20 protein-coding genes are annotated in these 22110 nt (G+C 50.9%); 9 read left to right on the top strand and 11 right to left on the bottom strand.

The annotated features are described in order from the left end of the window. Positions 1–526 precede the first annotated feature (526 nt). The gene (locus BLT15_RS06040) at positions 527–2125 is read left to right on the top strand and encodes an ABC transporter substrate-binding protein (protein ID WP_089759716.1); all 1599 of its coding nucleotides are present in this window, start codon (positions 527–529) and stop codon (positions 2123–2125) included. 55 nt (positions 2126–2180) lie between these two features. Here BLT15_RS06040 and BLT15_RS06045 read toward each other — a convergent pair whose 3' ends face one another. The 5 genes from BLT15_RS06045 to BLT15_RS06065 all read right to left on the bottom strand — a co-directional run bounded on the left by BLT15_RS06045 (position 2181) and on the right by BLT15_RS06065 (position 8016). Next, positions 2181–3353, bottom strand: a complete 1173-nt coding sequence (locus BLT15_RS06045; RefSeq protein ID WP_089759718.1) for a pyridoxal phosphate-dependent aminotransferase — start codon at positions 3351–3353, stop codon at positions 2181–2183. Positions 3354–3431: 78 nt separating this feature from the next. Further along, positions 3432–4748, bottom strand: a complete 1317-nt coding sequence (locus BLT15_RS06050) for a TRAP transporter large permease (protein WP_200769708.1) — start codon at positions 4746–4748, stop codon at positions 3432–3434. Further along, positions 4735–5355, bottom strand: coding sequence for a TRAP transporter small permease (locus BLT15_RS06055; RefSeq protein WP_089759720.1), 621 nt, complete (start codon positions 5353–5355; stop codon positions 4735–4737). Before BLT15_RS06055 ends, BLT15_RS06050 begins: the two co-directional genes overlap by 14 nt. Positions 5356–5390: 35 nt before the next feature. After that, positions 5391–6419, bottom strand: coding sequence for a DctP family TRAP transporter solute-binding subunit (locus BLT15_RS06060; protein WP_089759722.1), 1029 nt, complete (start codon positions 6417–6419; stop codon positions 5391–5393). Between the two features lie 175 nt (positions 6420–6594). Further along, entirely contained in the window at positions 6595–8016 is a 1422-nt protein-coding gene (locus BLT15_RS06065; RefSeq protein WP_089759724.1) for an FAD-binding oxidoreductase, read from the bottom strand. 301 nt (positions 8017–8317) lie between these two features. Between BLT15_RS06065 and BLT15_RS06070 the strand changes: the two genes are divergently transcribed. Continuing rightward, positions 8318–9460: a PocR ligand-binding domain-containing protein gene (locus tag BLT15_RS06070; protein ID WP_089759729.1), complete on the top strand. Its 1143-nt coding sequence runs from the start codon at positions 8318–8320 to the stop codon at positions 9458–9460. Here the strand turns inward: BLT15_RS06070 and BLT15_RS13075 are convergent. Both BLT15_RS13075 and BLT15_RS06075 read right to left on the bottom strand, forming a co-directional pair. Beyond that, positions 9341–9664 carry a hypothetical protein gene (locus tag BLT15_RS13075; protein WP_143423028.1) on the bottom strand — a complete coding sequence of 108 codons (324 nt, stop codon included), beginning with the start codon at positions 9662–9664 and terminating at the stop codon, positions 9341–9343. The genes BLT15_RS06070 and BLT15_RS13075 overlap by 120 nt on opposite strands. Before the next feature lie 44 nt (positions 9665–9708). Continuing rightward, complete coding sequence (locus tag BLT15_RS06075) at positions 9709–9906, bottom strand: hypothetical protein (protein ID WP_089759730.1); 198 nt, start codon at positions 9904–9906, stop codon at positions 9709–9711. A 395-nt stretch (positions 9907–10301) separates the two neighbouring features. Here BLT15_RS06075 and BLT15_RS06080 point away from each other — a divergent pair, with 395 nt between their 5' ends. From BLT15_RS06080 to BLT15_RS06095, 4 genes are read left to right on the top strand one after another with little or no spacing between them, the layout of a single operon-like run. After that, positions 10302–11129: a ribonuclease HII gene (locus BLT15_RS06080; protein WP_089759733.1), complete on the top strand. Its 828-nt coding sequence runs from the start codon at positions 10302–10304 to the stop codon at positions 11127–11129. A gap of 46 nt (positions 11130–11175) precedes the next feature. Beyond that, positions 11176–13023 carry a putative bifunctional diguanylate cyclase/phosphodiesterase gene (locus BLT15_RS06085; protein ID WP_089759736.1) on the top strand — a complete coding sequence of 616 codons (1848 nt, stop codon included), beginning with the start codon at positions 11176–11178 and terminating at the stop codon, positions 13021–13023. Positions 13024–13068: 45 nt separating this feature from the next. After that, positions 13069–13701, top strand: coding sequence for a cyclodeaminase/cyclohydrolase family protein (locus BLT15_RS06090; protein WP_089759738.1), 633 nt, complete (start codon positions 13069–13071; stop codon positions 13699–13701). 38 nt (positions 13702–13739) lie between these two features. Beyond that, positions 13740–14285, top strand: a complete 546-nt coding sequence (locus tag BLT15_RS06095; RefSeq protein WP_234985527.1) for a cob(I)yrinic acid a,c-diamide adenosyltransferase — start codon at positions 13740–13742, stop codon at positions 14283–14285. A 101-nt stretch (positions 14286–14386) separates the two neighbouring features. Here BLT15_RS06095 and BLT15_RS06100 read toward each other — a convergent pair whose 3' ends face one another. Together BLT15_RS06100 and BLT15_RS06105 are read right to left on the bottom strand one after the other, a co-directional pair. Then, positions 14387–15886 (bottom strand): Na+/H+ antiporter NhaC family protein, encoded by a 1500-nt coding sequence (locus tag BLT15_RS06100; RefSeq protein WP_089759740.1) that lies wholly within the window; start codon positions 15884–15886, stop codon positions 14387–14389. A gap of 510 nt (positions 15887–16396) precedes the next feature. Continuing rightward, positions 16397–16834: a Dps family protein gene (locus BLT15_RS06105; protein ID WP_089759742.1), complete on the bottom strand. Its 438-nt coding sequence runs from the start codon at positions 16832–16834 to the stop codon at positions 16397–16399. Positions 16835–17046: 212 nt separating this feature from the next. Between BLT15_RS06105 and cbiB the strand changes: the two genes are divergently transcribed. From cbiB to BLT15_RS06120, 3 genes are read left to right on the top strand one after another with little or no spacing between them, the layout of a single operon-like run. Beyond that, positions 17047–18036 (top strand): adenosylcobinamide-phosphate synthase CbiB, encoded by a 990-nt coding sequence (gene cbiB / locus BLT15_RS06110; protein WP_089759745.1) that lies wholly within the window; start codon positions 17047–17049, stop codon positions 18034–18036. 57 nt (positions 18037–18093) lie between these two features. After that, positions 18094–19176, top strand: a complete 1083-nt coding sequence (gene cobD / locus BLT15_RS06115) for a threonine-phosphate decarboxylase CobD (RefSeq protein ID WP_089759747.1) — start codon at positions 18094–18096, stop codon at positions 19174–19176. Then, entirely contained in the window at positions 19173–20240 is a 1068-nt protein-coding gene (locus BLT15_RS06120; RefSeq protein WP_089759750.1) for a GHMP family kinase ATP-binding protein, read from the top strand. Before cobD ends, BLT15_RS06120 begins: the two co-directional genes overlap by 4 nt. Before the next feature lie 124 nt (positions 20241–20364). Here the strand turns inward: BLT15_RS06120 and BLT15_RS06125 are convergent, their stop codons facing one another. Together BLT15_RS06125 and BLT15_RS06130 are read right to left on the bottom strand one after the other, a co-directional pair. Next, the gene (locus BLT15_RS06125) at positions 20365–21261 is read right to left on the bottom strand and encodes an acetamidase/formamidase family protein (protein ID WP_159429840.1); all 897 of its coding nucleotides are present in this window, start codon (positions 21259–21261) and stop codon (positions 20365–20367) included. 121 nt (positions 21262–21382) lie between these two features. After that, the gene (locus BLT15_RS06130) at positions 21383–21919 is read right to left on the bottom strand and encodes an N-acetylmuramoyl-L-alanine amidase family protein (RefSeq protein ID WP_089759754.1); all 537 of its coding nucleotides are present in this window, start codon (positions 21917–21919) and stop codon (positions 21383–21385) included. Between the last annotated feature and the right edge of the window lie 191 nt (positions 21920–22110).

The following is a 22110-nucleotide window of genomic DNA, read 5'->3' on the forward strand; positions in this document are numbered from 1 at the left end:
TTCCCGGCACTTCAGCATCCTTTAGTCAGTTAAACTTTTTAATTCAGCGGTGATTTTTCACCCCCGAATCAGGCTAATAGCTGGCATATGAATAATTAACGCATGTCGTCGACCTCCGGGGTTTTTGCACTACTGCCAGTCGACGACAATAATTTAACTCTTAAATCATACTTCTATAAGAACTTTTCTTTTCCTCCTTTTTCCAGTCCCATAATCTCTCTGGAAGTATAATTCACGGATCTCATTTCATAAAAAATTATCGAATCTTCGTTTTTATCCAGGGCTTTTGCACAATTTTCAACTCTTGATAGTACGGTAATTTTAACGAAAGAAAAAGGCCTTCGCGCAAAAATCTTGAAATGAATAACAGGCAAAACCTAAGTGCAGCGTTCGGTTTGAAATGGCCTGCTGAGACCATGATGGTGATTATATTAAATTTCGCTGTAATTTTTTTGAAGTAAAACGCAGGTTTGAGAATGTCAAAAAGGCAGAAAAAATCAAAAAGATGAAAAGGAGGAGCTATATTATGTCCAGTCCATTCAATTCAGGCAGAACCAAAAGGAAAAATGATATTGGCAGATCTTTTTTAATTCTGGGGTTTTTGATTCTGGCAGCCGCCCTTTTATTCAACCCTTCCCTGCCGCAGACAGCGCCGACAGCGGAGGCGGCCGAGCAGGAGTTGACCATAGCCTTCGGCGTCGATCCCGACACGCTCGATCCCGCCGAAGCTGTTACCTCTCCCGCCAATATGGTCAGCCTGCATGTGCAGGAAGCTCTTTTCGAGCGGACTCCGGAGGGTGAGATCGAACCGCTTCTGGCCAGAGATTATCAGGTGCTGGAAGAAGGGCAGGAATACGAGATAACGCTCAGGGAGGGCATCGAATTTCACGACGGCACCTATTTCGATGCCGGGGCCGTCAAATACAACCTGGAGAGAATTATCGAGGAAGAGGGACCAAATGCTTTTTTGATCGACAGGCTCGATGAAATAGAGATAATGGATGATTATCGCCTAAGACTCCGCACCGAAGAGCCTTTCGCCCCCTTAATAACCAATCTGGCCAATCAGGCCATAGCCATGAACAGCCCCGCGGCCCTGGAGGAATACGGCGAAGACATCAGCTCGAACCCTGTCGGAACCGGACCCTTTGTCTTCTCCGAATGGTCGCCGGGAGAGGAAATCATTCTGGAGAGAAATGAAAATTATCGGGGTGAGATTCCCGAGCTGGAAAGGCTGAATTTCGAAATCGTGCCCGAGGATTCAGCCCGCGTCATCATGGTGGAGACAGGCGAAGCCGATGCCATCATGGGTGTGCCACCCCAGGACAGGGACAGGCTGGTCGAGCTGGAGAAAGTAGAAGTTGTGGAAATTCCCAGCATGCGCACCATGTTCACAGGATTTAACACCCAGCGCGAGCCCTTCGATGATCCTCAGGTCCGCCGGGCTTTAAATTACGCAGTCGACAGCGAAGCGATAGTAAGTCAGCTTTTGAACGGAGTAGGGATTCCCTCTCAGGCTCCTATCGCTACTTCGGTCTTCGGCCATTCCGAGGAGGATATTTACAGTCATGACCCTGATCGGGCCGAGGAGATGCTGGCCGAAGTCGGCTACGAGGATGGATTTTCTGCCAATCTCTATCATCCCGTCGGCCGCTATATGGAGGATGAGATCATAGCTCAGGCGATCCAGAGCCAGCTGGCCGAAATAGGTGTGGAAGTGGAATTGATCACCATGGAATGGACCACCCTGCTGGAGACGATATCCCAACCACCCAAAGAGGCCGAACACGACATGTATCTGCTGGGCTTTTCTTCCGGCACCGGCGATGCTGATTACAGCCTCTATTCACTTTTTCATTCCTCCCAGTGGCCGCCAGCGGGCAACGCCTTCTCCTATTATGAGAACGAAGAGCTGGATGAACTGCTGGAAAAAGCCCGTCTGGTCTCGGATCCGGCAGAGCGGGAGAATGTTTACGCCGATGCCAACCAGCTCATCTGGCAGGAAGCTCCCTGGATATTTCTGCACAGCGAGGTACAGCTCAACGCCGCCCGCGAAAACGTCGAGGGCCTGATCCATTATCCCGAAGAATATATCTCGGCCCGCGATGCGCGCATCGTCGAATAAAAAACGTCGAAAAAACAATGAAAGCAGGTCGATGGAAGAAGCTCACATAAAAATCTCAGCTCCACTTATCCAGAGCCGAACCTATCCTGTCCATGGCCATCTGCAGCCGGTCAAAGTCGGTGGTCAGGGCGATTCTGATAAAACCTCTGCCGGCCCGCCCGAAATCATCGCCGGGGGTGACTGCAACTCCGGCCTCTTCCAGCAGATAATCGCTGACCTGCTGCGAGTCCAGTTCGGTATCGGTTATCCGGGGAAAGACGTAAAGAGCCCCACCCGGGGGAATGAATTCCAGCAGGTCGATCCGGTTTAAAGCCTCGACCACCAGCTGGCGGCGCCGGTTTATCTCCTCGATCATATCACCGATGAGCTCTTCATCGTTTTTACGGTAGGCCCGCAAAGCCCCGATCTGAGCAAAGGAGGTGGCACAGATTGAGATGTTCTGTGGCACCTTGATCAGCGAGCTTATGATCTGCGGAGGACCGGCGATAAAACCAACTCGCCAGCCCGTCATGGCATAGCTTTTGGAGGTGCTGTTGACGGTCAGAGTTCTCTCCTGCATGCCCGGCAGACTGGCTATGCTGTGGTGCTCTGTTCGGCCGAAGAGTATCTTTTCATAACATTCATCGGCCAGCACATAGATATCCTGGCGCCGGGCGAATTCCGCTATCCGCTCGAGATTCTCCCGGCTCAATGCAGTGCCGGTCGGATTATGAGGCGAATTGAGCACCAGCATTTTAGTATTCTCACCGCTGCGACGCTCCAGCTCCTCTACCTCCAGACTGAAGCCGCTCTCATATTTTAGCGGCACCGGCACCGGATGGGCCTCCGCCAGCCGGGCCTGTTTGCGATAGGCCGGATAGGCCGGGGTGGGGATCAATATTTCATCGCCCGGATCGAGCAGCCCGAAGATAGCCGTGGCCAGGGCCATGCTGGCTCCTCCGGTGATTATAATCCCTTCATAGCTGAGGTCTATCCCGTTCTCTTTTTTCAGTTTATCGGCCACAGCCTGCCGCAGCTCATCGATGCCGAAATTGGAGGTATAATGCACAAAACCCCTATCAAGAGCTGTCGAGGCCGCCTCTTTTATAGCTTCGGGGGTATCAAAATCGGGCCGGCCGATCTCCAGGTGCACGATATCGCGCCCCCCGGCTTCCAGTTCTTTGGCCTTTTCGAACACCTCTCTGATCCCCGCCAGAGGAATCTGGCTCAATCTTTCGCTTTCCCGCATATAATCACTCCTGACAGATAGATATTTTTACGAGATAAAAACTGCGAGCACATTTCAAAAAAATGCTGTGTTCTGTCTTTATGGATAATAGCCGAAGATCTCAGGTACCCACATCGATATCGCCGGCACATAGGTCACCAAAAGCAGCACTCCGATCAAAAGCATAAGAAAGGGTAAGATGGCGATGCTCAATCTTTTTACATCCACCCCGCTAATCTTGCTGCCCACAAAAAGACAGATACCTATGGGCGGAGTCGAGAGCGCTATGGTCAGATTGAGCACCATCACAAATCCGAAGTGGAGCGGATGGATACCGTACTGCTGAGCCAGAGGGGACAAAATGGGAGCCAGGATAATGATCGCCGCCCCCGCCTCCATGAACATACCGATAAAGAGCAGAAATAGGTTTATCAGCAGCAAAAACAGCAGGGTGTTATCGGTGAAAGCCTGAATGCTGCCGGCTACCGTCACACCTACCTGTTCCATGGATATTATCCAGGCCACAGTATTGGCAAAGCCGATGATCAGCAGTATCACGCCGCTCAAAAGCCCGGAGGATAGAAAAACCCCGGGAAGATCGGCCAGCTCAAGCTCTCGATATATAAAGAGTGTGACTATCAACGCGTAGAGCACAGCCACCGAAGCAGCTTCGGTGGGGGTGAATATCCCGCCGACTATGCCGCCCACTATAATAACCGGGGCCAGAAGGGGGATCAGCACATCTTTAAATTTTCGCAGAAAAACCTTCAGCTCAAAATCAATCTCCAGGCGGGGATAATTCCTCCTGCGGGCATAGAGATAGGTCACTATCATCAGCCCGACTCCCAGCAGTATGCCCGGCACCATGCCCGCCAGAAAAAGGGCGCCGATGCTGGTACCGGTGCTGACCCCATAGAGAACCATGAGAATGCTGGGCGGAATTATCGGGCCCGCGGAGGAGGAGGCCACCGTGATGGCGGCGCTGAAATCGCTGTCATAGCCCTCTTTTTCCATCGCCGGGATCAGGACCGAACCTATTGCCGAGGTATCGGCCACCGCCGCTCCCGATATGCCGGCAAAAAGCATACTGACCAGGATATTGGTCTGGGCCAGCCCCCCTGATATTCGGCCCACAGCGTACTGGGCAAAATCGACCAATCTTTCAGTTATACCGCCGGTGTTCATAATATTGCCAGCCAGAACGAAAAAGGGAACCGCCAGCAGGGTGAAAGAATCGAGCCCGGAATAGATCCTCTGAGCCCACTGCAGCAGCTGATATTCCTGACTGACAGCCACAAAGACCGAGGAAAGACCCAGCGCAAAGGCTATCGGCAGACCTATCAGCATGGTCAATAAAAAAAGCAGTATCGCCATTACAGCCATGGACTTATCACTCCCCCGATCATCCTGTTTCACCGGCAGAGCCCTGCTCTGTTCTGCCGCCGCTGTCTAAAAGATTTAAAAACTCGGCCAGAAGCAGTTTGATGGTCTGCAGCATCATAAAAGCTCCGCCCAGCGGCAGGGCCAGAGTCGGCCAGAACATCGATATTCTGAGCGCCGGTGAGCTTTGAAAGGAAATGCTGGCAGCCAGATCATAACCGTAATAAACCATTAGAGACAGCATGAAGAGCAGAATAATATATATGACGATATTGAATATAGATGTCAGGACTTCATTGTCGATAAACTTTTTCTTGAAAAACTCTATTTTTATATGTTCTCCCAGTGAAAAACCGTAGGCTGAAGCCAGCATAACCAGCCAGATCAATAAAAATCTCGCCACCTCTTCCGACCAGGGCAGCGAGGAAAAAAGCACATATCTGAAAAAGACCTGCATCAGCATCACGACCAAAAGAGCAGTTAATATTAATATGATAGCTCCTTTGAGCAGCAAATTTAAACCATCAATAAATGCGGAATATACCTCAAATATTGATTGGAGCACTCTTTTCTTCCCCCAGTTTCTGCCTGCTATTTGTGTGTGATCATCTTTTTTCGAGGCGGAAAACCGGCTGCGGGTCATAAGCCCGCAGCTCAGCTTTCTTCTCCCCTGCTTTTCTAAATCTGTTCTTCAGCTTCTTCGACAGCTTCCATGAGCTCTTCGACCAGCTCTTCTCCTATCTCATCTTCGATGAAATCTATTACCGACTGCTGGGTGACTTCCTGGAATTCGTCCAGAACTTCAGGCGAGGGTTCGACCACCTGCATGCCCTCTTCTTTAAGCTCTTCTACTCCTCTTTCTATCTGCACCCGGCTGTAACCTGTATGAACTTTCTCCCAGATCTGAGCTGCTTCTCTGACCACCTGCTGATCCTGCTCGCTCAAGTTATTATAGATATCCTCGCTGATAAAAAGTCCCAGAAAGTTATAAACGTGTTCGCTCAGCACCAGATGATCCTGGACTTCGTAAAATCCCATATTTTTAATCAGGGTTATCGGTGTTTCCTGTCCGTCGACTATGCCCTGCTCCAGACCGGTATAGAGCTCGCCAAAGGCCATGGGGGTGGGATCAGCGCCCAGCGCTTCGACCATATTCATATGGGCCTGATTTTCCATCGTTCTGATGGTAAGCCCTTCCATATCGGCCGGTTTTTCGATAGCTCTCACATCGTTGGTGAAATGTCTGAAGCCGTGATCTGCCCAGGCCAGGGGGATGATGCCGGTCTCCTCTCTCATCATCTCGTTTATGGTATCGCCGAAGGAGCCGCTCATGACCTCCCAGGCCACCGGCGCCGATTCGAAGAGATAGGGTATATCGAGAACCAGAATTTCCTCAAAAAATCCCGGCAGTGGACCGGTCGTCAGGGTACCCATCTCGATGGTGCCCAGCATCATACCCTCATATGTTTCGCGCTCGTCGGCCAGTTCAGCCGCGTGATAGGTCTCGACTTCAACCCGTCCGTCGGTGCCCGATTCCACGATCTGCTTGAAGGTATCGTTGGCTATATAGGTTCTATCCTCTTCATCGGCCGGTCCGGCATTCGATATTCTCAGGGTAACCTCGGCCCCGAGTACAGACGTTGTGGCAAAGGTCATAATCAGCAGACTGACAGCCATGATCAGAGCTATATTTCTGGTTTTTGTCACTTTTTATTCCTCCGATTTTTGATTTTTTCTCTCTATTATTTTGCTTTCAGGTTATGCAGCTTTTTCTCCTTCTGTTCTCTTTTAGAGTTTCCGAAATCCAGGCCAGTCCGACATCCGCCATCTACCACCTCCTCCAAATTTTTAACGGGATGGGGGAAACGATCTCTTTGCAGGCTTAGCAAACCCGATCCGGAAATATCTTGCCCGGATTCAAAATTCCCTGCGGATCGATCGCCCGCTTTATCCTCCGCATCAGCTCGATTTCCCGCTCTGAATACTGTCGGGCCAGCTCCTCTTTGCGCATGCTTCCCACCCCGTGTTCGCCGGTCACAGTCCCGCCCAGCTCCAGGGTCAGATCGTAAAGATCATGTTTTAGATCTTCATAATAGTCGGGGATCTTTTCGGGATCATCGCCCTCATGCATCAAAAAAGGATGCAAATTGCCGTCGGCAGCATGAGCCAGCATAGGTATATCCACCCCGTACTCGCTGGAGATATTTTCTATTCCCCGCATGGCTTCAGCCAGCCTGCTGCGCGGCACCGTTATATCTATGCCGTCGAGCACATCCTCCTCGACAGCCGGCAAAATATGACTTCTCACCTCCAGCAAATCCCGCTGTTCCCGGGCGGTCTCGGCTATATAACAGTTCAAAGCCCCCCGCTCCCGGCAGATTCCCTCTATGGCCGCGGCCAGCTCGTAGATATCCTCTTCAGCAGCGCCGGTCAGCATTATCATCAGATCGCCTTCACCTTCATCGGCAGGCCAGCTTTTGCCCAGATCATCGGCTGTGGCCATTATCTGACCGCGGTCGACATATTCGACTGCCATAGGAATATGCCCCTCCTGCAAAAAGTCCGGCACGGCGGCAAAAGCTTCCTCCTTTTCGTCGAAAGGGATGACGAGAGTGGCGCTTTGCTGGGGACGCGGCTTTAGCTCTAAGGTAACTTCTACTATGACCGACAGCGTGCCCTGGCTGCCTATCATCAAGTTCATCAGATCATATCCGGCATTGTTCTTGATGAGGGTGCCGTCGGGATTGCCGAAGGTGGCGAGCTCACCGGTGGGCAGCACCGCTTTCAATCCTCTTATCTGATCGCGCATGATACCGTCTTTAACAGCCCTCACGCCGCCGGCGTTGCTGGCAGCCATGCCGCCGATTTGAGCGCCCTCATCACCGGGATGAAGGGGGAAATAGAGGCTTTCGTGATCTTCGAGCTCGGCCAGCAAATCTCCCAGCGTGACCGCAGCTCCGCAGGTCACGGTGAGGTTGGTCTCATCCACCTCGATCTTATCGTTGAGCCTTTCCAGGGCCAGAATCAGCCCGGGACGGTCGGGCACAGCATTGGCCGCCAGCCCGGTTCCTCCTCCCCGGGGAAAAACCGGCAGAGAATTTTCTCCCGCGTACTCCAGAACCTCCGCCACCTCCCGGGCAGAACCGGGCTTAACCAAAAGACAGTCCTCCGCTGGCTCGGGAGCAACCAGCTCATAACAGGTATTGACGTGCTCTTCTCCGTATTTTTTGACCACTTCCGGTTTATTTACAACCCACCTCTCTCCCAAAAGATCGGCCAGATCGGACTCAGATTTCAAAACCAATTTACAATCCCTCCAGATCTTATCAAAATAAGGGTTCGACTTCCGATATAGTAATCTGCAGCAGCTGGAAAAGTTTTTTAAAAATTACGTCCCCGGTCCGAAAAAGCTTCCGGCGAACCTAAAACAACTCAAAACAAAATATCCTATCGCCCGGCGGCCGGGAAATATGACGCCGGTAAGTTTCCCGGCCCGAGGCCTTTCGAACATTATAGGATGCGGAGCGTAATTAATAAATAACTACTGAAGGAGTTAACATCTATTCAGGGTTCCTGCAGGAGAAGATTATTCAATATTGAATTAAATGACGAACCGGAAAGATACCAGTAAAATAAGGGTTTTCTCCGAAAAAGCCGGTGATATGGAGAAGACCCTAATCTCTGGAGGTAATAGTGAAATGACAGGCGAAAGATTTAACGATTCTGAAGAGATCATTATCGAGGAAGTTCTGGACCTGGATTTTGTGCAGGAACTGCAGGATGAATTCGTCAAAGCCCTGGGTATAGCCACCCTCACCTCCGATGTCGAGGGCAATAAGCTTACCGAGCCCAGCGGCTTTACCGATTTCTGTCAGCTGATGCGCTCCAGCGCAGAGGGAGAAAGGCGCTGCGAGGAGTCAGGACGCAGAGGAGGAAAAAAAGCCCGGAAAAGAGGAGAAGCACAGGTATATGAGTGCCACGCCGGGCTTTATGATTTTTCCATACCGATCGAGATAGCAGGCGAACATGTCTGCAATGTCAAAGGTGGACAGATCGTTCCCGAGGACCCTCCTACTAAAGAAGAAATACGCAGCATAGCCCGGGAGTTAAATCTCGACCCGGAGCGGATGGAAGAAAAATTTGAGAATGTGCCCCGGGTGGAGGTAAGTCAGGTAAGAGCCGCAGCCAACATAATGCAGCTGGTTCTTTCCTCCCTGAGCGAGGTCTGGTCTCACCAATACCAGCTGGAAGAATTCTCTCAGAAAAGGACCGAAAAATTCAACGATGCTTTCGATAGGATAGAAAGCATATCCGCCTCGGCTCAGGAGCTCACCGCCAGCTCCCAGGAGATCTCATCGCAGGCCAAAAATACTGAAGAACTGCTGGAAGAAGTGGAAGAAAGTCTCGATAGAACCGAGGATATTTATAATGCTGTTAAAAAGATAGCCGATAAAACGACGATTCTCGGGCTCAATGCCTCCATAGAAGCCGCCCGGTTAGGTCAGGAGGGCGCCGGCTTCAATGTGGTGGCCGAGGAGATTAGAGAGCTCTCCGAAAACTCCAAAGAATCGATCGCGGAGATCGAGAAAACCATGGTTGAGATGAGAAAAAAGATGGACGAAATTCACTCAGCCGCCGGCGAAACCAGCGAGATAACCGACGAGCAGGCCAATGCTGTCGAGGGGCTTACCGAGGATCTGCAAAGGGTCCAGCATGTCATGCGGGAAGTCCTGGAGATGGATATATAATCTCTCGGCAGAGATGATTATAATGCTGCGGGTGGCCACGTAATCCGCTCCGGCAAAATAAATAATGCCGGCCTCAAAAGGCTGGCGGCTGCTCTCGATATCCCTTTCGCCGAGTTTTTCTACGATGCACAGGTGATTGCTGGCGGTCTGTTCGAAATTCGCTTCCAGGGCATAATCCGATATCATGGCTATCTCCAGCTGCATATATGGATGGACGTTCTGAAACTGCTGCTCAAAATCATCGGCACTTATCTTCGTTGAGATTTGCGCGGTTTATCGCTATCTCTTTTCTGCTCCTCCGTTTTCTCCTCGAAAAGACATCCGAACCAGTCACTGCCCTGCCAGCGATGACCGCATTTCTCGCAAATCTTGCAGCTGAGGCTGCTGTCATCGCAGGCAGCAGCATTCTCCTGAACGGATTCGCTGCCGCATCTGGGACACATCATTTTTTATCCCCCCCTGCAAAAGCACCCAGGCATCAAAAAACCCGGAAGCATAAGGAAGTTTATCATTATTCGTATGTAAAAGGGGGACGATTTTGACGGGGCGGACGGGTTCAAATTTTTGTTTTTTCCTCATCAATAATTATACCAGATTTCTGCCACTAGTCAAAAAAAAATGGAACAGTCAGAACGGATAAGGGTCTTGAGTCTTCTTTTTATCAGTGGATAGATGATGAAGAAAGAAGATCCAGGGTTTTAAGCTGGAAAATGAAAAAAGTTTTTGCGACAGCTTTGTCAGCTGTAGAACATATGATACAATGATTATAATAGCAAACTGAAATAATAGGAATATCATATCGGGTTGTGATGGGCAAATCTTAAAAGGAGGTCAGCCTGCGATGGGAGAGCAGCTCCGGCTGGATTGTAATCTCGACATATCCTCCATGACCCTGGCCGAAATCAGGGATTATCTGCAGGGGCGGCAGCATATTCCCGAACCAGTCCGCCGCCGTCTCGAAGCTGATGACCGCCGGGGCAGTAAAAAGCTGCTGCAATCACATAATCGCCGCCGCCAGAAACAAAAGCGCCGGCGCAGGCATCTGAACCAGCTGAAAAAATATGAGAATGAGCTGCGGGAACAGGGAATTAAATTGATAGCCGGGCTGGACGAGGCCGGCTGCGGCGCCCTGGCAGGCCCGGTGATGGCTGGCGCCATAATTCTGCCGGCGGGCAGCCGGATAACGGGGGTAGATGACTGTAAAAAGCTGACGCCGGGCCGCCGTGAGGAACTGGCTCGCCGGCTGAAAGAAGAAGCTCTGGCCTGGAATACAGGCGAGGCCGGGGTGAGCGAGATAGACAACCTGGGCATCACCTCTGCCACCTCGCTGGCCATGTTCAGAGCTGCCGACGGTTTAACCCCCGAACCAGAACGCCTGCTTGTCGATGGTCACCCGGAATTGCCTGAGCTGGATTTTCCGATAGAAGGAGTAGCCGGCGGAGACGGATGTGTTTATTCGATAGCTGCCGCCTCTATTCTGGCCAAGGTCTGCCGCGATCGAAAGATGGATAGGCTGGCTGAAAATTTTCCCGGCTACGCCTTTGCAGAACACAGGGGTTATGGAACTCCCGCCCATCGCCGGGAAGTAAGCCGCCGCGGTCAAACGCCTCTACACCGCCGGGATTTTAGTTTCAATAAGCGCGGCCAACTCAGTCTTTTAACACAATAAAAATTCGGAAGTTAGACTGCAGCCTCAAAAGGAGGAAATAGACTGCATGAGTTTTGACGATATGCGGGCTCAGCCAGATATAGAAACGGCAGGCTGGTACGAAAGAGCACTTTATAGCCTCAGCTCTTACCGGGAGGATAAAAACCGGCTGCTGGCCCTGATAATAATCGGTTTGAGTTTTTTAACAGCATTATTTTTACTCATTCGCTTTGCCGGACAGAGCTCATTATTGAGCTTTATCCTGATCTTTCCCGTAATGCTGACAGGTTTTTTCTTCAAGATCAGGGGAGGACTTCTGGCAGGAGCTGCGGCAGCTCTGCTGCTGCTGGCCTTTCATCCGCAGTTATCTCCCGCAGGATTACCTGTTCTCTTTCCCTCGGGTTCTCTCTGGTTTTTCGCCTCTTCAACCATCACTCTGCTGGGATTTTTGACCGGGGCCGTTTTAAAATCTTTTGATCACCGCATTAAAAATCTGAGAAAAAGCTCCTTCTACAATCCCGATTCTGGACTGCCCAACCGAGCTTACCTGCTCGACAGACTGGAAAAGCTTATGGTTAGCGCTTCCAGGATGCAGCTGCTGCTGATCGAAATAGATAATTATCCCGAAATCGTAAGCAGCATAGGTCATGAAAAGGCCGGCAGTTTCCGCAGAAAAGCTGCTGAAACTCTGCGTCGAAATATTCAACAGAAAGCCGAACCTGCGAAAAAACAGGATGACCTCTTTGAAATATATGATATATACGAGGATAAGCTGGCTGTGATACTCAGCGTCACCAGCAAAAAGCAGCTAAAGTCTTTGAGTGTCGAAATCGAAGATCTCTCCCAACAGACACTTTATTTTGACGAGATACCTCTTTTTCTCAATATATCTCTGGGAGCTGCCTGCTACAGCCAAAAACGCGAGGAATGTGAGATAGAAACCGGAGAAAAACTGCTCAAAAACGCCTACATAGCCCTGCGCCGCTCCCGGGAGCAGGCCGGCAAACCCATCATTCTCACCGGGCAGGAAGCCCGGGATAGTTCGGCCCGGCTGCATCTGCTGGGCGATGTGAAAAACGCTCTGGAAAAAAACCAGTTTAAGCTAAACTATCAGCCCAAAATAGATCTTGAAACCGGCAGAATTATCTCTGTAGAAGCTCTAATCCGCTGGGTTCGACCCTCGGGCGAGATAGTGCCGCCCGGGGAGTTCATTCCGCGGGTGGAGAAGACGGCTCTCATAAATCAGCTCAGCTTCTGGGTGGTCTCCCGGGCTTCCGAACATCTTCTGTTTCTGGAAAAAGAGGGTATAGATTTAAATATGGCCGTCAACATATCGCCCAACAACCTGCTCGAAGAAACTTTTTTACAGGACGTTGATTACGCTTTGAAAGAAGTAGGCCTTTCACCCGAAAGGTTCGACCTTGAACTCACCGAAACTGATCTCATGCGGGAAAAGACCCGGGGACGAAATATTATCAACCGACTGCTCGAGCGCGGTTATCAGTTTTCGCTGGATGACTTCGGTTCCGGTCATTCCTCGCTATCCTATCTCAAGAATTTGAATTTCAACTATCTCAAGATAGACCGCTCTTTTGTCAGCGATATGGCCGCCGAAAGGCGCATCTATGAGATAGTAAATACTGCCATCACCCTTGGTCATGAACTGGGCAGCAGTGTCGTAGCCGAAGGGGTTGAAAACCGGGAAGATCTCAAGCTGCTGAAGGGAATGGACTGCGACTGCGTTCAGGGCTATTATATCAGCAGGCCCCTCTCTTTAAAAAAACTGCTAGATTTCTGCCAGGAGTGGCAGCCGGAGGATATCACCGATTTGAGTCCCGCTCGTTACGAGGATCTGCCAGAAAACGAATCGGGCTTGTCCTCGGCCGTTGGGCCTGTTTCAGATTTTAGCGGCTGACAAAAAAACGAGAAAAAACATTTAGCGGATCGGAGGTGTCTCTGCGTGAATTATAAAGATTATTCGCTGGAGGATTTTTCTGAGATGCTGGCTTCTAAAAATCCGACTCCGGGCGGAGGCAGCGCTGCCGCTGTCGGAGGGGCGCTGGCCGCTTCTCTGCTTTTGATGGTTGTCCGGGTTACAGCCCGAAGCCCGGAGCTGGAAAGCCTGGAGGATATTCTGGAAGCCAAAAAGCTGAAATGCCTGGAGCTGATCGAGGAGGACGCCGACTGTTTTAATCGGGTGATGGAGGCTCATCGACTTCCCCGGAGCAGCGAAAAAAAGCGGCGGCAGCGGCGGCGCGAGATAGAGGCTGCCCTAAAAAAAGCCTCCAATTCACCGCTGGAGATGCTCGATCTGACATCGGAGATCGCCGAACTCGCCGTCGAGATCGTCGAAAAAGGCAATCCCAATGCGGTGGCCGATGCAGCCGCGGCCGGTCTGGCCGCCCACGCAGCAGCTGAAACCGCTTTCTATAATATTATGACCAATCTGGAATCGATAGAGGATGAAAAATTTGTCGAAAAGGCCGGCAGCCGCGCCTACAGACTGCGCGAGGAGACGGCCTCGCTCAAAGAAGAGGTGATAAAAAAGACCGAGGATAAAATCTCGATTCTCGGCCGGGACTGGCAGCTTTGATATACCGCCGGTGAATCAGGCAGGAGGAGGAATAGAAATTGAACGAAAGCAGGGCTGAAAACAGAGAAAAAAAACCGGGCATGGTGCATGTATATACAGGCAGCGGCAAGGGCAAGACCACTGCTGCCATCGGGATAACGATAAGAGCTCTGGGAGCAGGGCTCAGGGTTTTTTTCGCCCAGTTTATCAAGGGCAGACGTTACAGCGAGCTGGAGATACTGGAAGATATGGAGAATCTGGAGCTCAGGCAGTACGGACAGAAAGGTTTTATCCGGGGAAAACCGCAGGCTCGGGATTTAGAGCTGGCCCGCAGGGGCTTAAAAGAGACAGCCAGAGCTTTAAAAAGCGGCAAATACGGGCTGGTAGTACTGGATGAGGCCACCATAGCACTAAAATATGAGCTTTTTACGCTGGACGAGCTGCTGGAAATTCTGGCAGAAAGGGACAGAGGTGTGGAAGCGGTTGTGACCGGGGGTGGGGCGCCGCCGGAGCTGATCGAAAGCGCCGACCTGGTCACCAGCATGGAAAAGATAAAACATTATTTCGATGAGGGAGTTTCGGCCCGACCGGGCATCGAGAAGTGAAAACGGGCAGCTTCCCTTTTTGCCTTTAAAAGGGAAAGCTGCCCGTTTTTTGCATTTTCATTCTTTAAGGCTTCGATCTCTCTGGCGAATATATTAAGATATTATTCTTCTATATCACTGTCTTCAACCAAAAGTCCCTTATGAGGTTTATCGCTGAGCTCGCCCTCGGGTCCTTCAAACTTTCTGTCCCAGCCGGTAAGGCCGGAGATCAAAAGGACCAAAAGCAGGGCAAAACCGTAAAATACGAAGGGAGTAAGCTGAGTCGGCAGCACCGGATCGACAAAAGCATATTCAGCTGCCTGAGCTTCGATGGTCGTTACCAGCAAAAGCAGACCGCCGCTCCAGGGGAAGACATAACCGAGAGAAGATGTCGGCCCGTCCAAAAAGGCAGCCCGCCGGTAAGGGTGAATTCCATAGGACTCACCCAGTTCTCTTACAAAGGGAGCAGCTGCCACCTCGGCGGCGGTGTTGATGGTGATAACTGTGTTCATGGCGGCAACGACAGCCCAATAGGAAAGCTCCACGCGCCAGAGCATGCCCTTGATATTGCTGCGGGCGAATACCATAATATCGTGCATGGCACCGCTGAGCTGTATCAGATGACCCATGGACACTATCAGCATGACCAGTATAGCGTACTCAACATATCCGGCAATTCCATCGATCAAAGCTCCCGACATGGTCAGTTCTTCAAAATCAAAGTGTACCAGATCACTGAGCGGAGCCAGGCCTAATATGAGGTTCAATATAAAACCGACAGCGATGCCCCAGCTCAAAGATACGATGAGATGATACCCGCTAAAAGCTACAAACAGCACCACGGCAAAGGGTATTAAAAGCCAGAGTCCGGCAGGATCGGCGTATTCAGCAACTATCTCCGCTCCCTCGCCTACAGCAGCTGCGTCCGGAGCTCCGCCCAACCACAGATAGAGAAATATAACAGGTATAGCAGCTATTATTACGTATTTAAAACGATAGCGGACAACTCCAGGGACATCAGTATTCTGTGTTGCCGCCGAGACGATGGTGGTATCGGATATAGGTGCCAGCTTATCGTCAAAGGCAGCGCCGCTGAGAATGGCACCACCCAGAATAACTGGATGCGCTCCAACTGCAATGCCGGCTGGATACATCAGCGTACCAAAGGCTACTGCCGTGCCATAACCGGTTCCCACAGCCGAACAGAAAATAGCGGCCAGAATGAAGGTCAATGTGGTAAAAATAGCGCCCTCCGCGCCGGCGAGTTCAGCCAGCCAGATCAGACCTTCGACCAGACCGCCGGCCTGCAAAACCTCCGAAAACATACCGGCAAAAAACCAGGCAACTATAGCCACAGCACCTATCGTTTGAGTAAAACCTTCCATTACAGCCTGGGCATAGGTATGACCGTCCTGTTTGCAGAGCACCATTCCTACAATTAAGCCGATAACAGCTCCCAGCGAAAGACCGTTGGTGGTAACAACCTCGGTCATGCTGGCTATGATAGCCCAGACGATAAAGAAAAGCATGGGGATGGCTGATCCGAAAGATCCCAGCCTAAAATCGATACTGGTCACCTCATCAACTTCCGGTTCTAACTGAAACTTCTCTTCATCCGCCATATACCAACCCTCCTGTTTTAGTTATTATTTTAATTTTTTATTATTGCGGCTTTTCCACATACTCTTAATATTCCGGCTTTTATGCAATTGTTTTCCCTGCAGCTCACCTCCTTTGCTGGCTTAAACGCAGCAATAGCCCGGAATCAGAAACCGGACAGGATCAATTTTAAAACAGAAAGCGCAGGTTTCAAATCACCGGGCTTATCTTCTTATGCTTTTTATTTGACGGTTTAAGCCTGTGAATTATGTTTGAAAATGGAAATGTTCTTATATTTTCCGGTTTTAAGTATAATATATTTTGAAAATAAAATCAACTTTGATAAAATTTTCACTTTATTGCTTTTTATCCCCTCCGCTCAAGTTTAGTTTTCGGTTATTTTTATGTGGTCGACTGGAAAGCAAAATAAATTTTTGAGAAATAAAAAAGCCCCCGTCAGGGGGCTGATTGAAGTTTATATAGCCGGTATCATTTTGTTTTAGCACAGGGGTTTTGTTATTCTTGAATTCGGTTTACCCGGCGAGCATGCTCTCCAGGAACCAAATTTTCAGATTGTAATAATCTGCCTGTTCTTCCATTTCGCCCACAACATCAAATTCGTCGGCCTCATCTGCTTTTTCTCGGATCTCTACAGCCAGTGATTTCATCTCCCTCAAGTCTTCCAGCACTATTTCTATAACTTCATCATGATCAAATTCGCGCGCTTCAAGTTCTTCAACAGTAGCTTTGTCTGCATAATCTTCCAGTTTAACCAGCGGCATTTCGCCTTTCATTTTTAATATTTCAGCGATTTCATCGTAATAAACGAAAAATTCTTCGTAAACTTCTTCCGTGAACTCATGCAGCTGGACGAATCTAGGACCTACAACATTCCAGTGCAAATTGTGAAGCTTGGAATTAAGTACTGCCAGATTGGAAAGATAGACCTGTAAATCATCGTAGAAATCCATTTTAAATTCCTCCTGTTGTTTTGTTGTTTCATTTATTATCTCATTATCAGAAACTATTACTGATTATAGCATAGTATTTCGGGCCTGTCAATCAGTTTATCCAGGAAATCCTCCTCCTCTGAGTTTTGTACTTGCTATCGCTGATATGATATGATGAAGAAAAAGTAATTTTCCGCTCGCCGGCTGAAGTTCGGCAGCGATATTAAGGGCAGGTGAGCTTTTTGCATCCCCTAATCATCAGATTTTTATTGATTCTGGCAGCAGTAATACTGGACTGGTTTTTGGCCGACCGAGAACCTTTTACTCATCCTGTGGTCTTGATAGGCAGGCTGATTGAATGGCTTGAAAAAAAGCTGGTGGAGGAAGGACCTTTAGAGAGGAGTATTCCCGCCGGCTTATTTATAACAGCAGCTACCCTTATCGCTGCGGGTGGTCTCACCTACTTTCTTGTGCGGATCACCCTGGCCCTCCATCCGCTGCTGGGAGCCTTTTTCGCTCTTTACATATATTATACTGGCCTGGCCGCCGGATCATTGGCCCGGGAAGGACGAAAACTGGCAGAAAGTCTGGCCGAAGGCCGGCTGGAGGAAGCCCGTGAGCGGGCCGATATGCTCATAACCCGTGATGCTGAGCGGATGAATGAGGAAGATCTGAGCAGGGCCGGAATCGAAACAGTAGCCGAAAATCTCAATGATGCCGTCATAGCTCCTCTTTTTTACGGGCAGATTTTCGGGCCCACCGGTGTCATACTCTACAAAGCCATAGATACGCTCGATTCAATGCTGGGCTACAAAAACAGCCGCTATATAAAGCTGGGACGGGCAGCGGCCAAAATCGACGATCTGGCTTCCTGGCCGCCGGCCCGGATGACGGCGATTGTGCTGGTGATCGCCTCGCTCATGCCCGGTTATAGCGCCCAGAAAAGCCTCACCACCCTGCGCAAAGATGCCCGCAAAACCTCCAGTCCCAATGCGGGTTATCCCGAGGCGGCTATGGCAGGGGCTCTTAAAGTCAGGCTGGGCGGCCCCGATTATTATTTCGGCGAGCTGGTGGAAAAACCCTATCTGGGCGAAAGCAACCGCCCCTGTACTCCGGCCTCGCTCCGGCGGGCGGTAAAGCTTATCTACATAACCGAAATACTCTTTGTGCTGGCAGCGGGCTCTATCGGTCGTTTTTTGGCTGCCACCCCGTTTTTGAGCTGATAGGGCCGGCTGAGAGCAGGAAAAATTGCAATCTGACTATCAGGAGGCAAACCGATAATGAATATAAGGCACGGCGGCGACATCTATAAATATGAGAGGGATCTGATCGATTTCAGCAGCAATATAAATCCCCTGGGGCCTCCTCAGGCTCTGGAGAAGGTTTTCAACTCCGACTGGCAGCAGATCACCCGCTATCCGGACAGAGAGTACCGCCGGCTGAGAGAAATGCTGGCGGAAAAACACGATATCGAGCCGGAGGGAGTGGTGGTCGGCAACGGGGCCATCGAGCTCATCTATCTGGTGGGTCGACTTTTAGCCGACAGTTCAGCTGTGATTCCAGAACCGACTTTCTCGGAGTATGCTCATGTGCTGGATATAAACGAAGGCAGGATAGAACGGGTGCTGCGTGACCCTGGAAAGGGATTTCGGCTGCCGCTAAAATCACTGCGCCGGAAGCTGAACCGGACCGCAGCAGTCTTTCTCTGCCGGCCGAACAATCCTGCCGGTGAGCTCATTCCCCGCCAGAAGCTGGACCGCGAGCTGCCCCGGGACAGGCTGATCATCTCCGATGAATCCTTTCTGGATTTTCTGCCCGAAGATGAGGAGGAAACGCTGACAGAATGGCTGCCCGAACACGACAGGCTGGTGGTGCTGCGCTCGGCCACCAAATTTTATGCTCTGCCCGGACTCAGGCTCGGTTATGCTCTTACCACGCCGGAGCTGGCCGCCAGAATGCGCCGGCATCAGATAACCTGGTCGGTAAATGCTCTGGCCTGCGCGGCCGGCCGGATCATCTACGGACAAAAGAGCCAGGGTGATTTTCAAAAACGATCCCAGCGCTGGCTTGCCCGGGAGCAGGAATATCTCCGCAGCCGGCTGGAGCAGATCACCCATTTTGAGCTATTCCCGGGCCGGGCCAACTTTTTACTGCTCAAAATCAGACATGAGCAGTTCACGGCGAAAAAGCTGAACGAGAGAATGCGTCAGCGGGGACTTTTGATCAGGGAGGCGGACAGCTTTAGCGGTCTGGACGAAAGTTACTTCCGGGTGGCGGTAAAATCGCGCCAGGCTAACGATAAACTGATCGCCGCCCTCACCTCTGCTGTGGGCGAATCCGAGAACGGAGGAGAATATTCATGATTCCCGCTTCTGAGCTGAACCTCAGAGATTCTTTGAGATCGATCGATCGGCCGGTGGACCTGGCCATGCCGGCAAGCCTGGGCGAGATATGTCAGGGGATTCACCGGGGACGGGAACAGCTGGCCTCCTATGCCGTCGATATATACAACCGGATGATCTTCTGTCCTGGCTGTCTTGCCGAACTTTCCGGGGTCGATGAAGCCGGAGCGGCGGCCGACCGGCCGCAAAAACCCGGGCCGATGGGAAATGCAGGCGCGGCCGGCGATCCTCCCAGGCTCCATTATTATCAGCTTTTGCCCTCTGCCGGGCCTGGGAGGAAGCTCAGGGCGGCAGCCGGCCCGCTGCCCGCCAAGCTGAAAAAACTCTACCGCCAGCATTTAACGCTGAGAGGCAGCGCCGGCCTGCCCGAGCGCTTCAGCATCCTGCATATATGCCGCATTCCGCTCAGCCGCGGGATGGGCAGCAGCACGGCCGATCTAGCTCTATTGAGCGCCGGGCTGGCCGCCCTGAGCGGCCGCCGCCTGTATCCGGGCGAGCTGGCCCGCCGCCTTACGGCCGTAGAGCCCACCGACAGCGTTATCTTCCCGGAGATAACCATCTTCGAACAAAACCGGGCCACGGGCTGGCAGAGGCTGGAAAACCTCGCGGATGATCTCAGGGTTTTGGCCCTGGGTCTGCCCGGCAGCATCGATACTGTAGCCGGCCGCCGGGGGCGGAAAACTCCTCCGGAGATCGACCGGGCCTTCTGGCTTTTGCACAGAGCTTTAAAAGAGAAAAAAGCCGAACTTTTGGGGCGAGCCGCCCTGGTGAGCGCTGAAAGCTGGCAGGACCGGCTCGATTATCCCGGGCTGGAAGATCTGATCGAACTGGCTCTATCTCGGGGTTCTTTGGGAGTGAATATAGCTCACAGCGGCAGATTCGCAGGAGTGATTTTTCGGCCCGGAGAGCTAAACCGGGAAAAATTCCGGCAGGATCTCGGCCGCAGAGGGCTCACCGCCTGCTATTCTTTTAAAGCTGAATACAGCATCGTTCCCGGCGGAATCAGAGATTTGACCGCAGAGTAAAGTTACATAGAAAAAGCCCCGGCTGAGACCGGGGCGGAAGCGATATCCTCTGCGGTTTAAATTTTCAGCTTTATTCCGGCCTCTTCATCGGCCGACTTCACTTCTTTTTAGCTTAACAGCAAATTTAGAAGCTCACCTCATAATTTTCCAGGCTATCCCTGCTGATGCCCACCCTGATGGTTTTGCGGGGGTTGACCAGCTGACAGATCTCGACCTCGCCGGCTATGCTCAAAAGCGAAACTATATCCGGACGCTCAAGCGGTATTCTCTCCTCCAGGAAATCGTAGATCTCCTCCAGCCCCAGATCTATCGCTTTCTCGAGATCTTCATGCGAGGTTATCGCATACCAGTAATCTTCATCCTTCAGCATGGGCCATCTGCGGCTTTTATCCTTGATGAGCTCCAACCGCAGGGTGATCTCGCCGCCTATCTCAACCCCGCAGATGGAAACCTCACCATCACCCATTAAAGCATGCATATCGCCCAGAGAAATTTTTCCTGACTCTTCAAAAACCGGCAGATAAAGCGAGCTGCCGGCGGTCAATTTCTTGATGTCCATATTGCCGCCGTGTCGGCCCGGATTGCCGGTATCTATCCTCTCATCTGCCGGCATGGTGCCCAGCACACCGATCATGGGATCGATTTCCAGGCGGATATCTTCGTTAAAGACAGCCTCACCGTCTTCGATCGGAATCAGGCGGGTGGTAGCCTCCTCCAGCATATCACCATAACAGCCCGCATCGGGTATGGTAACCATAGCGCCCTGATCGTCCAGCTCAATATTCTCGATATCGATCTTGAGGATATCTCCCGGCTCAGCTCCCGTTATCCCGATAGGCCCGGTGGCAGGAGCCAGTTTATCCCAGTCCAGATCATCCAGCGTATCCTCGGGCGAGGTTATCTCCTCGTTAAATCCATCCCGCACCGAGACCCTGACCTGTTCTCCAGGTTTTATCTTCTCGATCACCTCAAGTCCGGGTTCAAAATCGAAGATAACCTCTTCTCTGCCTATCTCTTTCATCAAAATCCCCCCTCGAATATTTGATATTACAACAGCGCCTAAAATAAATGACAAAAAAATTATTATCTTCATAATTTATGATAACAGAATACTACAATCAGCACAAACAAAACAACTTCCTTCAAAGATCAATACAATGCAGCTTTTGAGCCAGACAGCCGGCCGTCTCGGAAAAATAATCAGCTCCGAGCAAAATTTCCTCATCGCAGGAATTGGTCACAAAAAGCGGTTCGACGAGCACTGCCGGCATAGCAGTTTTCCTCAGCACATAAAGTCTTTTGCTCTTTTTTATTCCCCGGTCGGGCATCCCCCAGAGTCGGATAAGCCCGGTCTGTATTTCTTCAGCCAGTTTTTCTCCCTTTTTGCTGCCGGGATAAAAAAAGGTCTCACAGCCCCGGGCGCTTCCGCAGTGAAAGCCGTTGTGATGCAGCGAAATAAAAAGATCGGCCGACCAATCCCCGGCATTTTTGACTCTTTTTGATAGTTTCATATTGTAATCGCCGCTTCTCAGCAGCAGAGGATCATGGCCCAGACTCAAAAGCCGGGAAAAAAGTTCTGCACCAAGCTCAAGATTAAGCTTTTTTTCCTCTGTCCTCTTCCCCACCGCTCCCGCATCCCCGCCGCCGTGTCCTGGATCGATAGCGATCCTCCTGCCCATTTTATTATTCCCCCTCACAAATTATTTCATCAAGTATATCAGGACCGACCTGCTCCCGCAATGACGGCTGTTATCACATTTTCTCACTTTTATGCGTTATATATGCCATAACTTTTACCCTTCTCGGACAGAATTATCACATTTTTACGCTATAATTTGTAGTGAAGAGGATAAAAAAATAACTCATATAC

Origin of the sequence: Halarsenatibacter silvermanii (assembly GCF_900103135.1) — a bacterium.
GTDB lineage: Bacteria > Bacillota > Halanaerobiia > Halanaerobiales > Halarsenatibacteraceae > Halarsenatibacter > Halarsenatibacter silvermanii.

Bases quoted from the DNA above. Each gene is read 5' to 3' on its own strand.
- BLT15_RS06130 (WP_089759754.1), bottom strand. From the start codon at position 21,919: ATGGGCAGGAGGATCGCTATCGATCCAGGACACGGCGGCGGGGATGCG.
- BLT15_RS06070 (WP_089759729.1), top strand. From the start codon at position 8,318: ATGACGAACCGGAAAGATACCAGTAAAATAAGGGTTTTCTCCGAAAAA.
- BLT15_RS06100 (WP_089759740.1), bottom strand. From the start codon at position 15,886: ATGGCGGATGAAGAGAAGTTTCAGTTAGAACCGGAAGTTGATGAGGTG.
- cobD (WP_089759747.1), top strand. From the start codon at position 18,094: ATGAATATAAGGCACGGCGGCGACATCTATAAATATGAGAGGGATCTG.
- BLT15_RS06105 (WP_089759742.1), bottom strand. From the start codon at position 16,834: ATGGATTTCTACGATGATTTACAGGTCTATCTTTCCAATCTGGCAGTA.
- BLT15_RS13075 (WP_143423028.1), bottom strand. From the start codon at position 9,664: ATGCAGCTGGAGATAGCCATGATATCGGATTATGCCCTGGAAGCGAAT.
- BLT15_RS06120 (WP_089759750.1), top strand. From the start codon at position 19,173: ATGATTCCCGCTTCTGAGCTGAACCTCAGAGATTCTTTGAGATCGATC.
- BLT15_RS06075 (WP_089759730.1), bottom strand. From the start codon at position 9,906: ATGATGTGTCCCAGATGCGGCAGCGAATCCGTTCAGGAGAATGCTGCT.
- BLT15_RS06085 (WP_089759736.1), top strand. From the start codon at position 11,176: ATGAGTTTTGACGATATGCGGGCTCAGCCAGATATAGAAACGGCAGGC.
- BLT15_RS06055 (WP_089759720.1), bottom strand. From the start codon at position 5,355: ATGACCCGCAGCCGGTTTTCCGCCTCGAAAAAAGATGATCACACACAA.
- BLT15_RS06080 (WP_089759733.1), top strand. From the start codon at position 10,302: ATGGGAGAGCAGCTCCGGCTGGATTGTAATCTCGACATATCCTCCATG.
- BLT15_RS06040 (WP_089759716.1), top strand. From the start codon at position 527: ATGTCCAGTCCATTCAATTCAGGCAGAACCAAAAGGAAAAATGATATT.
- BLT15_RS06045 (WP_089759718.1), bottom strand. From the start codon at position 3,353: ATGCGGGAAAGCGAAAGATTGAGCCAGATTCCTCTGGCGGGGATCAGA.
- BLT15_RS06125 (WP_159429840.1), bottom strand. From the start codon at position 21,261: ATGAAAGAGATAGGCAGAGAAGAGGTTATCTTCGATTTTGAACCCGGA.